This window comes from Streptomyces soli (genome assembly GCF_003999195.1).
Lineage (GTDB): Bacteria > Actinomycetota > Actinomycetes > Streptomycetales > Streptomycetaceae > Actinacidiphila > Actinacidiphila soli.
Map to the genome: position 1 here is coordinate 1 of NZ_RJVR01000170.1, position 12829 is coordinate 12829.

General features: G+C 68.9%; 16 protein-coding genes and 1 pseudogene. 9 read left to right on the top strand and 8 right to left on the bottom strand.

The window, feature by feature from the left end; translation table 11 throughout:
• The 3 genes from EFK10_RS14660 to EFK10_RS14675 all read left to right on the top strand — a co-directional run.
• Window positions 1–396 (top strand): hypothetical protein (locus EFK10_RS14660; protein WP_164836002.1); only part of this gene is annotated, 396 nt, incomplete at its 5' end.
• A gap of 243 nt (window positions 397–639) precedes the next feature.
• On the top strand, window positions 640–1371 hold the full coding sequence (locus EFK10_RS14665; RefSeq protein ID WP_127356137.1) for an SOS response-associated peptidase: 732 nt from the start codon (window positions 640–642) through the stop codon (window positions 1369–1371).
• Between the two features lie 334 nt (window positions 1372–1705).
• Window positions 1706–2524, top strand: coding sequence for an inositol monophosphatase family protein (locus EFK10_RS14675; RefSeq protein WP_164836003.1), 819 nt, complete (start codon window positions 1706–1708; stop codon window positions 2522–2524).
• Between the two features lie 8 nt (window positions 2525–2532).
• Here EFK10_RS14675 and EFK10_RS14680 read toward each other — a convergent pair whose 3' ends face one another.
• The 3 genes from EFK10_RS14680 to EFK10_RS14690 all read right to left on the bottom strand — a co-directional run bounded on the left by EFK10_RS14680 (window position 2533) and on the right by EFK10_RS14690 (window position 5329).
• Window positions 2533–2985: a hypothetical protein gene (locus EFK10_RS14680; RefSeq protein WP_127356140.1), complete on the bottom strand. Its 453-nt coding sequence runs from the start codon at window positions 2983–2985 to the stop codon at window positions 2533–2535.
• 498 nt (window positions 2986–3483) lie between these two features.
• Window positions 3484–4140: a hypothetical protein gene (locus EFK10_RS14685; protein ID WP_127356141.1), complete on the bottom strand. Its 657-nt coding sequence runs from the start codon at window positions 4138–4140 to the stop codon at window positions 3484–3486.
• 973 nt (window positions 4141–5113) lie between these two features.
• Window positions 5114–5329 (bottom strand): helix-turn-helix domain-containing protein, encoded by a 216-nt coding sequence (locus EFK10_RS14690; protein WP_127356142.1) that lies wholly within the window; start codon window positions 5327–5329, stop codon window positions 5114–5116.
• A 151-nt stretch (window positions 5330–5480) separates the two neighbouring features.
• On the opposite strand from EFK10_RS14690, the pseudogene EFK10_RS14695 reads away from it, so the two are divergent.
• Window positions 5481–5939, top strand: a pseudogene (locus EFK10_RS14695) (single-stranded DNA-binding protein); the annotation flags it as partial.
• Between the two features lie 55 nt (window positions 5940–5994).
• On the opposite strand, the gene EFK10_RS14700 reads toward EFK10_RS14695, so the two are convergent.
• Entirely contained in the window at window positions 5995–6186 is a 192-nt protein-coding gene (locus EFK10_RS14700; RefSeq protein ID WP_265737512.1) for an ATP-binding protein, read from the bottom strand.
• A gap of 29 nt (window positions 6187–6215) precedes the next feature.
• Between EFK10_RS14700 and EFK10_RS52050 the strand changes: the two genes are divergently transcribed.
• On the top strand, window positions 6216–6338 hold the full coding sequence (locus EFK10_RS52050; protein WP_265737511.1) for a hypothetical protein: 123 nt from the start codon (window positions 6216–6218) through the stop codon (window positions 6336–6338).
• 67 nt (window positions 6339–6405) lie between these two features.
• Complete coding sequence (locus EFK10_RS14710) at window positions 6406–6801, top strand: hypothetical protein (RefSeq protein WP_127356144.1); 396 nt, start codon at window positions 6406–6408, stop codon at window positions 6799–6801.
• A 7-nt stretch (window positions 6802–6808) separates the two neighbouring features.
• Here the strand turns inward: EFK10_RS14710 and EFK10_RS50155 are convergent, their stop codons facing one another.
• Together EFK10_RS50155 and EFK10_RS14720 are read right to left on the bottom strand one after the other, a co-directional pair.
• Window positions 6809–6964: a hypothetical protein gene (locus EFK10_RS50155; protein ID WP_240677224.1), complete on the bottom strand. Its 156-nt coding sequence runs from the start codon at window positions 6962–6964 to the stop codon at window positions 6809–6811.
• Window positions 6965–7395: 431 nt separating this feature from the next.
• Window positions 7396–8052 carry a hypothetical protein gene (locus EFK10_RS14720; RefSeq protein ID WP_127356145.1) on the bottom strand — a complete coding sequence of 219 codons (657 nt, stop codon included), beginning with the start codon at window positions 8050–8052 and terminating at the stop codon, window positions 7396–7398.
• A gap of 514 nt (window positions 8053–8566) precedes the next feature.
• On the opposite strand from EFK10_RS14720, the gene EFK10_RS14725 reads away from it, so the two are divergent.
• On the top strand, window positions 8567–8986 hold the full coding sequence (locus EFK10_RS14725) for a hypothetical protein (protein ID WP_127356146.1): 420 nt from the start codon (window positions 8567–8569) through the stop codon (window positions 8984–8986).
• Window positions 8987–9296: 310 nt separating this feature from the next.
• Here the strand turns inward: EFK10_RS14725 and EFK10_RS14730 are convergent, their stop codons facing one another.
• Together EFK10_RS14730 and EFK10_RS14735 are read right to left on the bottom strand one after the other, a co-directional pair.
• The gene (locus tag EFK10_RS14730) at window positions 9297–10040 is read right to left on the bottom strand and encodes a DUF6348 family protein (RefSeq protein ID WP_127356147.1); all 744 of its coding nucleotides are present in this window, start codon (window positions 10038–10040) and stop codon (window positions 9297–9299) included.
• A 503-nt stretch (window positions 10041–10543) separates the two neighbouring features.
• Window positions 10544–11026 carry a lamin tail domain-containing protein gene (locus EFK10_RS14735; protein WP_127356148.1) on the bottom strand — a complete coding sequence of 161 codons (483 nt, stop codon included), beginning with the start codon at window positions 11024–11026 and terminating at the stop codon, window positions 10544–10546.
• A gap of 915 nt (window positions 11027–11941) precedes the next feature.
• On the opposite strand from EFK10_RS14735, the gene EFK10_RS47415 reads away from it, so the two are divergent.
• Together EFK10_RS47415 and EFK10_RS14745 are read left to right on the top strand one after the other, a co-directional pair.
• On the top strand, window positions 11942–12091 hold the full coding sequence (locus tag EFK10_RS47415; RefSeq protein WP_164836004.1) for a hypothetical protein: 150 nt from the start codon (window positions 11942–11944) through the stop codon (window positions 12089–12091).
• Window positions 12092–12375: 284 nt separating this feature from the next.
• A partial coding sequence (locus EFK10_RS14745; RefSeq protein WP_127356149.1) for a hypothetical protein occupies window positions 12376–12829 on the top strand: 454 nt, incomplete at its 3' end.

The following is a 12829-nucleotide window of genomic DNA, read 5'->3' on the forward strand; positions in this document are numbered from 1 at the left end:
CCGCGGGCAAAGGTCTGGAAGTGGGAAGAGCACCTGGCCGGCACATTCGACCTGTGGCTGTGCAAGGACCCGGACACCCCTCATGCGTGGATCGTCGTTACCGTCGGACTGTGGACCGAGCCGCAGCTCCTCGACGAAGAACCCACCGCCCGCCTGGGCCACTTCGGCTTCACCCCCCACCACCCGCTGCTGTTCCTGCCCCGCCCGCCGGCCCCGACCACCTTCACGGCCCGCGTCACCTCCGGCTCATTCCCCCGCAAGAGCACCACCAGGACCAAGGCCGCCGACGCCATCGGCGTGGCCCACCAGTGGACCGCCAACGATCCCGCCGTCCTGGCCCAGCGGGTCGCCCGAGACCTCAAGGTGCTGCTGCCGAACCTCACCGACCAGGCGTGAGGGAGAACGACCGGTGCCGTCTTACGCCAGGACCCGCGCTGCCTCTTCATGGCTGAGGCGCTCGTGCCACTGCTGCGCCGCAGCTGCCCGGAAGGCGCGGGCGGATTTCGATTCTCTGGGTGAGGCCGCGCGGCAGGTCCATCCGTGTGGGTGACGCCGTGCCGTGGCGGCGAGGTGCGGGCGCAGACCAGTGGTCCAGCCCTCGCGCAGCCGCCGGGGCGCGCCGTGGCAAGGTGGGGGGGTATGTGTGGCCGCTATGTCTCCACCCGACGCTCTGAGGACCTGGTCCAGCAGTTCCGGGTCACCGACTGGAACCCGGAAGCGCTCGTAGCGCCGAACTGGAATGTCGCGCCGACCAATGATGTGTGGGCCGTCTTGGAAGGCGCCGACCGTGAGACGGGGGCCCTGGACCGGCAGCTGCGGCCGCTGCGGTGGGGGCTGGTGCCGTCCTGGGCGAAGAGCCTGAGTGTCGGCTCGAAGATGATCAATGCGCGGGTGGAGACGGTGCACGAGAAGCCCGCCTACCGTCGGGCTTTCGCCAAGCGCCGCTGCCTGCTGCCCGCGGACGGGTTCTACGAGTGGGTCGCAGTCCCGGCCACCGAAGACTCCAAGGCCTACAAGCAGCCGTACTTCATCAGCCCCGAGGGCGGCCAGGACATGGCCTTTGCGGGGCTGTACGAGTTCTGGCGCGATCGCGATGTCGCCGGCGATGACGACCCGGGCGCGTGGTGGGCGACTTGCACCATCATCACCACCGAGGCCACCGACGCAGCCGGCCGTGTCCACCCGCGGATGCCGCTGACCATCGCCGCCGTCGACTACGACACCTGGCTCGACCCCGAGCACCAGGACGTCGACGAGCTCCGCGCCCTGCTGACCGCTCCCGCCGACGGGCACCTGGCCGCCCGCCCGGTGTCCACCGCGGTCAACAACGTCCGCAACAACGGCCCCCACCTGCTGGAGGCTGCTTCCTGATTCCGAATGGGTGCAGATCTTTTGAGGGTCTGGCCCACCTGCGATTTCGTATGGATCGAGTCGATGCGCCGCCACTGAGCCGTCGCGAGCGGGAGCGGCGGGCGGCCGAGGAACGCCAGAGGTGGGCCGCGGCCGCGCTCGTCGACCGGGACGTGGTGGTGCTCGACATCCTTATGCGGGCAGATCCCTGTCTCACCAAAGGATTTGCCTCTCTGGGGCGGATGCCAGGTTCACCCAAATTGGGGATGAGCTGTCTCATGGACTGGGGTGACGAGCGGTCGTAACGAAGGCGGAGGGGTTCCCCTTCTCAGAGCTCACCTAAACTCTGGTGCCCGTGACCGCAAACGAGGATCTTGAGCTCATCCAGCAGCTGGCTGACACAGCTGATGGCATCTCCCTGCGGTATTTCGCCGCAGGAACCGTGCCCACTCAGACCAAGGCTGACGGCAGCCCGGTCACCCAGGCCGATCGCGAGATCGAGCAGGCCCTCCGCGACCGGCTTCGGGGCAGTCGGCCCGACGACCTCGTCATCGGCGAGGAACTCGGAGGGCAGGGGAACTCATCACGGCGATGGATTCTCGATCCGATTGATGGAACGGCCAACTTCTCGGTTGGCCGACCTCAGTGGAGCACTCTCCTCGCAGTCGAGGCGAACGGCCAGGTAGTCACCGGCATGATCTCCGCGCCAGCGCTCCGGCGACGCTGGTGGGCAACGCGCTCAGCTGGCGCGTGGACCAGCTCAGCTGTCGATGGAGATCAGGGGGGCCAGGAGCCGCTGGCGGTCAGCTCGATCGCGACGCTCGACAAGGCAACGATCGCTGTCTGGCCAATCGCTTCCTGGGTGCCGCCGCAACGCGCTGCTGCTGGTGAGCGTCTGATCGAGCTGAGCGCGGACGGTGGGCCGCTGTCGAACTGGGATGGCGCCTGCCACGGGGCCATGCTTGTGGCTGCCGGAGTGGTGGATGCCTTCTTCCATGTGAGAGCCGATCCGTGGGACATCGCCGCCGCCGTTCCGATCGTCGAGGAGGCGGGAGGGATGGTCAGCGACTTGGACGGGAAGCACAGCATCTCGTCAGGGGCCGCTATCTATAGCAATGGCCACGTGCACCGCGAAGTTCTTGACGTGCTGCACTCCACTCCCGCGGCGTCGTAACAAGGAAGTCATCCGGTCCCGTCGGGTCTGCCTTCAATCTTCCCGCCATCGTGTCGCGCTGCAGGCAGGGTGCTGATGCTGCCGCGTAGGCCGAGTTCAGCGCGGAGGGCTTGGTTGTCGAGGGTCAGCGCTTGGACGTGCTGGGCGAGGGTGTCCACCGATCGCCGAAGATCGGTGATCTCTTCGTGTCGGGCCCGTCGAGCCTCGCGGAGCTCTCCGGTGAGTTCGCGGATCAGCTCGCGCAAGGTGTCCGGGACGTTCGGGCCGTCTCCGCGTTCGTCGACGCGCCGTCGAAAGGTCTCGATGATCTCGGTGGCCCGGTAAGCAGTAGCTCGGGAGAGGCCGGCTTCGCGAGCCAGGGCCGCGATGGTGAGGCTTCCGTCGCTTCGGAGCGGGGAAGCGGCCAGCAGTCGGTCGGCGGCAGCCTCCAGGGCGGCCAGGGCTTGGGGCGTGACGGTCATGCCTGGGCCTGCGTGCTCTGCTCATGCATCCGGGTCAGGTTCCCGATCTCCTGGTGCAGGGCGGTCTTCTGAGGCTCGGATAGAGGCCGAATGGTCAGCAGTTGCCGCGGATCCTGGATGGCCTTGTCGATCGCGGGTCTGTGCCGGGGCAGCACGCAGGAGTTCGCGGCCGACCTTCCCGCCTGTGCCCTGCGGCACCCCGTTCGGCCGCATCGGCGCAGTACGGCCGGGCGTCCCCGCTCCCGGTAAACAACGGCCCCCACCTGCTGGAGGCTGCTTCCTGATTCCGAATGGGTGCAGATCTTTTGAGGGTCTGGCCCACCTGCGATTTCGTATGGATCGAGTCGATGCGCCGCCACTGAGCCGTCGCGGCCGACCTTCCCGCCTGTGCCCTGCGGCACCCCGTTCGGCCGCATCGGCGCAGTACGGCCGGGCGTCCCCGCTTCCGGTAGGTCGGGGAGAGGCCCACGGGGCGCGCATGGCGCGGGGTGCGGGGGCTTACGGGTGGTACTTCTCCTCGACCGTCTCGGCGCCGCCGGACTGGGGGTTCATGGTGACGCGGACGGTCACGCTGTCGGTCTTCGCAGCCGTCTCCAGCTGGTCCACGGTGCACTTCGAGGTGCCGTAGCCGTCGTCGCCGATGGTCACGCGGCCGTCGGTGTCGGAGCAGATCGCGGCCGCGCCGAGGATCTGCGTGGCGTTGGAGACCAAGAATGCCTGGTCGGTGTCGCCGCTCTGGGGCTTGACGATCAGCTTGCCGGGCGCGAGGTACTGCAGCGTGCCGACGATCGTGCTGTGGTCACCCGCGTTGGCGACGCCGCTCCCCGCGGAGGCGGACACTGGTGGGCAGTGGCCGGTCTGCTCGCCGATGGTGTTGATTTCGGCGTTGGACCTCGGGTCTCCCGCGTAGTTGATCTGGTCGGTGCAGCGCACCCCAGGCTTCGTGGGAGTGCCCGACGGCGTGGCGTTGGCGGAGCCTTGGCTGCTCTTGGCAATGGGTTGGGTGCTGGGCTGTGCGGAACTCGTGGGGGCGGACGAACTGGTGGAGGATCCGGTGGCGAAGGTTGCGTTGTTGGGCCCGCACGCGGTCAGTGCCAGCCCCGCGGCGACGAGCACGGCAGTGGACAAGCCCCAACGAGCGGTCCTGTTACGCATGGTGTCCCTCTTTCGCTTTCGACGGTGTCGCCCCGGTGGCGATGAGTCCGATCCCGCCCCCGGACGGAAGCAACCACCGGCGGCAGCACCGACTTTGGCATGGACATCAGCCCAGGTCGGCGCCTGTTACAACCCCGTGGCGCAACGTCAAACACGTCAGGACAATCGACACTGGAGCATTGCCAACATCTGCGAATGCCGTTGGGTGTAAATCTTTTGAGGGTGGCTGGCACGAGCGTGACCTGCGGGTTCTTGATTCAGCAGCCCGGCCGTACTGCGCCGATGCGGCCGAACGGGGTGCCGCGGGGCACAGGCGGGAAGGTCGGCCGCGACGGCTCAGGGGCGGTGTTGTCAGCGGTGAGGCTTGCAGTCTCGGGCTGTTTGTCCTGGTCGCTGAGGTGGTCGTGGTGGCCGTGTTGCTGACATGGGAAGATCCGGCTTGGGCGACTGTCATGGGGTGTTACCGATTAGGTGAACATGCTGTCGTGGGCGCGAGAGATCGCAGCCAGGGGCTCCAGGTCGCCGGGGAGGGCTGCGTGCAGGGCGGCTGCGAGCTGGCGGGCGCGACGCCATCGAGCATCTGCGCGGCGGCGAGCCGTGGGACGACTACGACGCCATGACCCCAGACCAGATCAACGGCCTGCTGCAGGCCGCCAGTCCGGCCGTGGCCCGGCAGAGCCGCGCTGACGAGGGTCCGCGCCGGAAGGTACCGGGGCTGGACCTTCGCGCTCACGGCCTGGCCGTGCTCTGTGTTCCCTGCCGGGCGGGAGCCGCACCCGTATCTGGTCCCCGCCGCCTGGCGGCTGTAGAGGGGTAGAGGGGGCATCGGTTTGCGGCCCGGGAGCGTGACGACCCGGGGCCGGTCCGTCTTCGCCGTCCGGCTCCTCGCCCCACATACCGAACGGGCCTCGTTCGCCGGGCGCGGTGGCGCCGAGTTGGACCCCGCCCTTCATCCGGTGCGGCGGATTGCGGATCACGCGTCCGGCTGCCGGCGCCGGGCACCACCACGGGAGCGGAATGCCACGCCGGCGTCGGTGAGGAGGCGGTGCACCCCGCCGTAGGAGCGGCCGGTGGACTCGGCGAGCAACCGGACCGAGGCCCCCGCTTCGTACTGGGCCTTGAGTTCGGCAGCGAGCTTGTCACGGTCCGGGCCGGAGCGCAGGCGACGGGCCGGGGACTTCTTGGACATGCGGCGTGTTCCCTCCCTAAAGACAGCGGACCCCGCCATGATCGCACCGGGCACGGCCAGCCCTTCCGCCGAGCCCCGCCACCAGCCCGTACCGGGACGCGGCGGCGGTACGGTAGGGCAAGTGCGGACAGGGACGTGAGGGGCGGCAGGGATGGCAGGCGAGACGCTGGTGACCGTGGTGGGCAACCTCACCGCCGACCCGGAGCTGCGCTTCACCGCCTCCGGTATCCCCGTGGCCGGCTTCACCGTCGCCTCCACACCCCGTGTTTTCGACCGGGAGCGGGGCGAATTCCATGATGGGGAGCCACTGTTCCTGCGCTGCTCGCTCTGGCGGCAGACCGCGGAGAACGTCGCGCAGTCGCTGACGAAGGGGATGCGGGTGATCGTCACCGGTCGCCTCAAGCAGCGTACCTTCGACGACAAGGAGGGCCAGCGCCGTACCGTCGTCGAGATCGACGCCGAGGAGATCGCCGCTTCGCTGATGTACGCAACGGCCGCGGTGACCAAGACATTCCGCAACGCTGCGGCGCCGCAGGCCGGGCCGCCGTCCGTGAGCGGCGGCCCCGCTTCCGGCTCAGCGCAACAGGACCAGAGCACGGCGCCCGCCGACCCTCATCCGTTCTGACCGACCCGGGATCCTCCGCTCTGGCTGCACCCGGAGTGCCTCACCCCGGACATGCAGGCGCGGTGTCGAGCATGGCTGCGGCGACGGTGGCGTCGCCGCAGGCGGTGGCCCAGTCGGCCACGCCGACGTTGGTCGTCAAGATGGTGCTGGCTTTGAGGTAGCGGGTGTTGATGACCTGGAAGAGCGCGGCGGCGCCGTCGCCGGGCAGGGGGAGGTATCCGAGTTCGTCGATCTATGCGGACATAGATCGACGAACTCGGGATGCTACCCGCCGGCGAGGACGCCGCCGAGGCGTTCTACCGCATCACCGACGCCGCCTACGAACGCCGCTCCATCGCAGTCACCAGCAACATCCATCCCTCGAAAGCGCATATGTTCCGGTGAACCCGTGCCAGGTGGTGCCTAAACAGCACGGGTTCCACCGGCGAGGTGGGTGCTGCATCATCGAACGGTGCTGGTTGAGGTAGAGAAGATCGCAAAGTTCCCGGGGAGCCCCTTGCTGGCTCAGGTCAAGACGCCCGTCGGCCGTACTGCGGTGCGCTGGTGTGGGGAGCCGACTGCTGGACCGGGCGAGTACCACGTGGAGTGGACAGTCGATGAGGACACCTTCTGGGGGCGGAACGCCAAGGCGGCTGTCGGTACCGATCCCGAGATCCGCCCCGGCGGACACTGTGTTGTCCTGCAAGGACGGCTGAACCTCATGGAGGACGGTGCCGGCATTCTGGACTTGGATGGCACCGTGATCCTGCTGGATCTGGCAGCTCCGCTGCCCGACGGAATCGAGGGCACCTGGGTCGAGCTCTATATCGAGCGCGAGAATGTCGCTCTCTACCCATACGAACTCTGACCGGGGATCAGGGCTGGGAGATCTCCCACCGCGACATTCGGGTCTCGTCGATGTGGTCGGACAGGTAGATCAGTGTGGCCTGCGGGTCCATGCCGAAGGCGGCGGCGACGAGCTTGGGATCCATGGTGTTGACCAGGTCGAGGAGACGGGTGCTGCGGATCATCCGGGGCGGGAAGCCGCAACGGTCAAGAACGTGTGAGAGATAGGCAGTTGAGGCCGGGCTCCGCCCGGCTTTTGTTCCTTTGGTGACCATGACATGGGGGTTGTCGGTCCGCCATGTCTCCCGATGGATCAGGCACCGCTGCAGCACCGACCAGGAGGCCGGGTCCAGGGGGACGGGCAGGCTATCCGCGACGCATGGTGAAACAGCCCCCACCGCGCAGCCGCTCAAGCCGCCCCAACGGGCGGACTTCCCGATCTCCACGCGCCACGATCTGGATCCCTGGCCAGCCACACGCTACGGCGGCGACCTCGGCAGGTGCCTTGCGGACCAGTGCCCTCGGTCAGGAGAGGAGGCCCGGTACGTCGAGGGCCGACCGAGCCTCGCTGATTCCATCCCACCCCAGGACGCGTCACCTCGCAGTCGGAGAGAGGCTACTGGGGGCTGATGCCCAGGACGGTCTCGGCGGTGGTCCAGTCGGTGGCGATGGCCTGCTGTGCGGCGGTGAGGGTGACCTGGTGGTTGCAGACCGCGGTGTGGAGCCGGTTTTCGACCTTGTCCTTGTTGTTGTTCGGGCCGGCGCCGGTGCGGTGGCCCGGGTCGGGGGCCTCGACCCACAGGTTGCGGTAGTCGTTGGGGTCGCCGCCGAGCTGAAGACTCAACAGATGATCATATTCGGCGTCCCGGAAGGAGCCGGTGTAGCCGTACGACTTGGCGTTCGCGGCCTTCTCCTTGCCCGTGATGTACGCAGACGGCCGGATCCCCGAGGTGTACCCGCCCTTCCGACAGATCGTCGTCGACAGGTTCGCCTGGGTGACCGCCGGTGAGACGGCGCCCGGGGTGCACACCGGGTCGGGCAGTGGCTCCTTGTGGTCATACCGGTAGTGGCACGACCCGGCCGCGGGCTGCGCCTGGACGGTGTAGTGGGTCTGCGGGCCGGCGCCGACGGGAAGGGCATGCGCCGATCCGCTGGGCGCGGGTGCCGCTGTGCCGGACGGTTTCGCATCGCTGCCGCTGACGGGAATGTTGCAGCCAGTCAGCAGCACCGCCGACAACACGAGGACAGGGGTACAGCGCAAGGCGGTTCGCATCAAGTCTCCATACGGGGCGCGTCACGAGGGCGGGAACATGCTGCCCGGCGCGAGGGCCAGCCACGCCGCCAGGGTCCGGCTGGCCCGCCCAGGGCTGGACGCTTGGTCGACGTGCTCGATCCGGCGACGACGGTTCTTGAGTCCGCCGGCGTCACGGATGCCGACGCCGCACTGCTCGCGTTGCGGCAGCTGGTCGACGCGCTCGCCGCCGAGTCCTCACGCGCGGAGGCGAGCTGGGTCGAGGGTCACCTGGCCTGGCGGGCCGTACGCGTGAATGGGTGCTCCCGGTGGAGTAGCCGCTGTGCGGTCGGCGGGGCTGGCTCTGTGGTACCGCTATGCTGCTCGGAGTCGAACGCCAGTCGGGAAGGAACGCATGGGTACTCGGCCTGCGCTGGTCGGGGTGGTCTCCGCGACTCGTACTCTGGGGTCGCTCACGATGTTGGCGGGACTGGCCAGTTCACTGCCTGTGGCGCTCGGGAGCACGGGGGGACTCAGTGCTCCTGGGATCGCCGTTGTGGCGGTAGTGATCTTCGGGGTGCCCTTCGGGTGGTTCGGCGGACCAAGGCGGCGGGCGTGGTATCAGGAGCGGCTGGACCGGGCCGCGCCGGTGCCGTACGGGGCGACGGTCGTAGCGCGCGAGGATGCCTTTGAGGCCGTGTCCAGGCCGTTGACGGTGCCGTTGTTGACGGGGCTGATTGTTGGGCTGTTTATCGCCTTCGGCACGGGGGTACCGGCGGGTCTCGCGCTGGCGGGAGTGGGTGGCGGGATGCTCAGCCAGGCGCAGTGGCTCGCGGGTGAAGAACGCAGACTGGGCACATTTCTCCTCTGCCCGCAGGCGCCGCTGCGGGTTGAGGCTAACGATCCCGCCCTTTCCGTCTACCGTCAGGTGCCTTTCTACACCGCTCCGGAGAAAACGGCTGCCGACCAGGACTGACGTTCCATCGGCCGGCCGATGGAACGTCAGTCCTGGTCGGCACGGAGCTGCGACGGCGGCGTCGAGAGCCTCTCGCACCGCTGCCCCGCACCGCGGGCGCGCGCAGTTGCGATCTGCCTGCTCCACAGGCGACCTCGCTGGCGAGTCCCGACTCAGCAGATCACGCAACTCGACGTCGCTCACAGCGGTCATTCTTCCGCCCCGGCTGCGTGTCCCAGCAACCGAGGCACGCTCACCCTGCTGACGGCAGTACACCCCTGCACTTTTGTGGCGAGGGTAGGTGCCGTTGCGGCTCGGGGCGCTTACGTGGTCAGGCCGGCCGTTCGGGGTGGACGAGGAGTACGAAGGTGCGGGCGTAGGCCGCGTCGGCTGCCTGGCGCGGCCAGGGCAGGGCGCGTAGGGCGCGGGTGGCCTGGTCGTGGACCTGTCCGTGGACGCGGACTTCGGCGGTTTCGTGGCCGGCGCGGCTGCCGAAGAACATCTTCACGCCGATCAGCCGGTCACGGGGGAGGGTGTCGGCGGTCAGGACGTCGGCCAAGGCGGGCAGGAGGGGGTGGTCGGCGGCCCATTCCTGGACGGCTGCACGGTCGGTGCCGCTGCCCAGGCCGATGATGCCGCCGTGGATGACGTGCCAGCCGGGTATGCCGTCGGGCGAGGATCCGGTCATGTGGGTGGCGAACGCCCCGTTCCCTGCGGTGAGTTCGAGCAGCGTGACTGCGGTGGTGGTGGCCCAGGCCGTCACCCCGGAGCGGGCCTTGGCCTCGGACGTGGGTCCGTGCCCGGTGACGCAGTCGGGTACGGCGGTCTCCTGCGGGCGGTTGCGGTCGATGAGATAGACGAGGTCAAAGTGGCCCGGCGACCCTGGGTGGTCGTCCCCGAGCACCACTGCGGCGGTTCCCGGTCCTTCCACGCAGGCACCCGCCACCCGCCACGGCTCGCCCGACACTTCGGTCAGCCCCTGCGCCACGATCGCGAGGACCGTCGTATCCGGCAACCGTTCCCGGCCGCCGTTCGGTTCGGCGCGGTCTTCCCGGCGCCATGGTCTCCAGCCCATGATCCGCACCGTAGCCCCACAGGGCCACTACGCCCAACCGGAATCCCTCCGGGGCTCTTGTACACCTCCCCACCCGCCCGTTCCCCGCCGGAGAGCCGGAAAGAACCCAGTGCAGTGTCCTTGTGGACAGCAAGGTTCCTGTGTTCCAGCGCGTAGCGGCCGACTGCGCCAGGCCCCCGCGGACGCCTCATCCGCCTGCCGATTGTGGCCCACGCCGCTGATGCCGCCGTTCAGGCCCAGGATCGGCTGGCCTTGGAGGTGTTGCTGTCGGCGGGCGCCTCGGTGGACATCGCGGGTCGCCAGGGCAAGTCACCAGGGTGACTGGGGTGGAGGAGTCTCCCTTCAGGAGACTGCCGGCTCGTGTCGGCACACGTCGTTCAGCGGCACGGGCCACCCTCCAGGCCGACGGAGGTGGGGATGTGGCGCGTGACGGCGAGGTTTCCGCTGTCACGCGCCACAGGGCTGCTCGGCTGGGCTCGCCCGGATCCGGGCGGCCTGTCGGGTCAGTGGTGGTGGCCGCCACCCTGACGTCCCCAGGAGGTGACATCGATGGTGCGTCCGCGGTCGTCGCGCAGGGTCGCGGTGTCGGTGTCGTTGTTCCAGACGTAAGCGCGGCGGTCCTGGTAGAGGTCGTGGTGGGTGTCGCGGCCGGTGCCGGTGTGGACGCGCACCGACTGCCGGCTGGCCAGGCGCAGGTGGTCGAAGCGGTAGGTGTGGTGGCCGGCGTCGGACAGGGTCCAGCCGCCCAGGTTGACCGCGTACCGGCTGGTGTTGGTGACGGTGACCCACTCGGCGTTCAGGCTGCGGTTGGAGCGGTTGTCCCAGCCGGGGCTGTCGTACTGGATGGAGCCGAGCACGACAGACGAACGCTGCTCGTAGCGGTCGTGATCGTCGTGGCCGGCGGCGGTGGCCGGCAGGGTGGCAGCAGCGACGAGCGCGCTGGAGGCCAGGGCGGTGGCGGCCAAGGCGGTGATGAAATGGGACATGCGGATCCCCCTTCGTACAGGCACGGAAGCGGCCGTACCGATGGTGCGAATGTCCCGGCGTTGTGCCGAGGGACATCACTTTCACCGCCACACGCCATCACATCCCGAAAGACACTGTTTGCGTTACCAAAGCAGGACATGACGGAAACAGTCTTTTGCAGGGTCCACGTATCCCGCCGCACCCGACGGGCCATCACGTGGCCTGTGCACCCTCCCCGGCGGCGCCCACACTTTCCCCACCCCCGCCACCCTCACCCACCCCACACGCCACCCCGCGCCACCACCCGAACGGTGCCGCTCGCCTGTAACAACGCGCCAGTCCCTTAACTGCGTTCGTGCCCGGGCCGGGCGGCCGCGCCGTGCCGCCAGCGGCGGGGATGTCGTTTGGCAGCTCGTGACGACGACTCGCAAAGCCAACGTCCTGGAATGTGCCGCCCTGTCTTTGATGGAGGAGTACCAGGCTGGGACGTGGACGCCGATGCCCGAAGAACGGGAACTCGCCGACGGCCTGGCCCGCGTGCGGTGGAGCCCGCCTTCGTTCCGGGCAAGCCTGCGTGAGCTACCACCCGCCGTTCACGAGGGTCGGAGTTGGCACGGAGGGCTTGCGCGAAGGTCGTGTCGCGTTCGATGGCGGGCCAGGCGGCGGTGAGGGCGTCGGCGGCGGTGAGGGCAACCTCGTCGTGCTGGTCGGAGGTGAGCGCATCGCGGGTAGCGCGCTGAATGAGCTGGTGGACGCGGACGGCCTGGTGGGGGCGTCGGGGGTGTGGTCGATGAGGCTGAGCCGGTGCAGGGCGCGCAGGGCGGCACGCCGAGCGCGGACGGGCCGCGCACGCATGCCGCAGCAGATGCGGAAAGAGCTCGCTGACCGGCCCCCGCAGATGCTCGCGCGAGGCCATCTTCAGCGCGCGCCGGAACGTGTCCGGCACCACCGGCGGCGCGAGCAGTCCCTCCAAGGTCGCGCTGCCTCGGTTCACCGGTCTGCTGACCGGCATCCGCACGACGGGCGTGCCGCCGGTGGCCTGGCGGCCCCCGGCTCCGTACCTCCGTACGAAGACGCCTTTCTGACCCACTGTTGGAGCCTCCGTTCGAGGGCTGAGGTCTTCACGGCCTGTTTCTTGGCGGGTGTTTTCGGATCGAGGGACACCGGTGTTAGGACACCGGACGGCCGGCGGGGACTGGACGCGTTCCTCAGCAGCGGGACACGTACCCGGATGGCAGGACAGCGGGGGGGCCAGTACTGGTCCCGTTCCCTCGTACGGGGGCCGGGGTACGTGAACGGTCACGCGGCCGATGCAGCCCTTGATGTACTGGCCTTTGGCGGAGACGAAGCAGGGAGCGGGCTGGAGCACATGGCCGACTGGGACGAATTCGAGTGGGTGGTGTGGCGGATCAGCGTCGACGACCCACAGCGGCGCGCCGGGGCGGAGCCAGACTTGGCCGAGCGTACGAGGCAGCCGATGACGGAGCTGGCCGCCTCGCTGGGCTGCGTGTACGAGGAGTGCTGCGACGACGACTCCTCCGAGGACGGCGTCCCGTATTACGCCTGGTGGGTCCATGTGCCCCAGACCGAGCACGCCAGACGCGGCGAGAACGACATCCCGGTAGCTGTCGACCGGCTGCGCCAGTACCTCGCGATGCAGCTGCCCGACCTTCTGGTCTGGGAGATCGTTCCCGACCGGGAGTTCACCGTCGACCGGGCCGCCGGCAGCGCCCTGCGCGTCGCCTACGACGATCTGATCGCCCCGTTCGAACGAGCCTTGATGCCGCTGCGCGTGGACGGGGCCGACGAACTCCAGCCGCGGG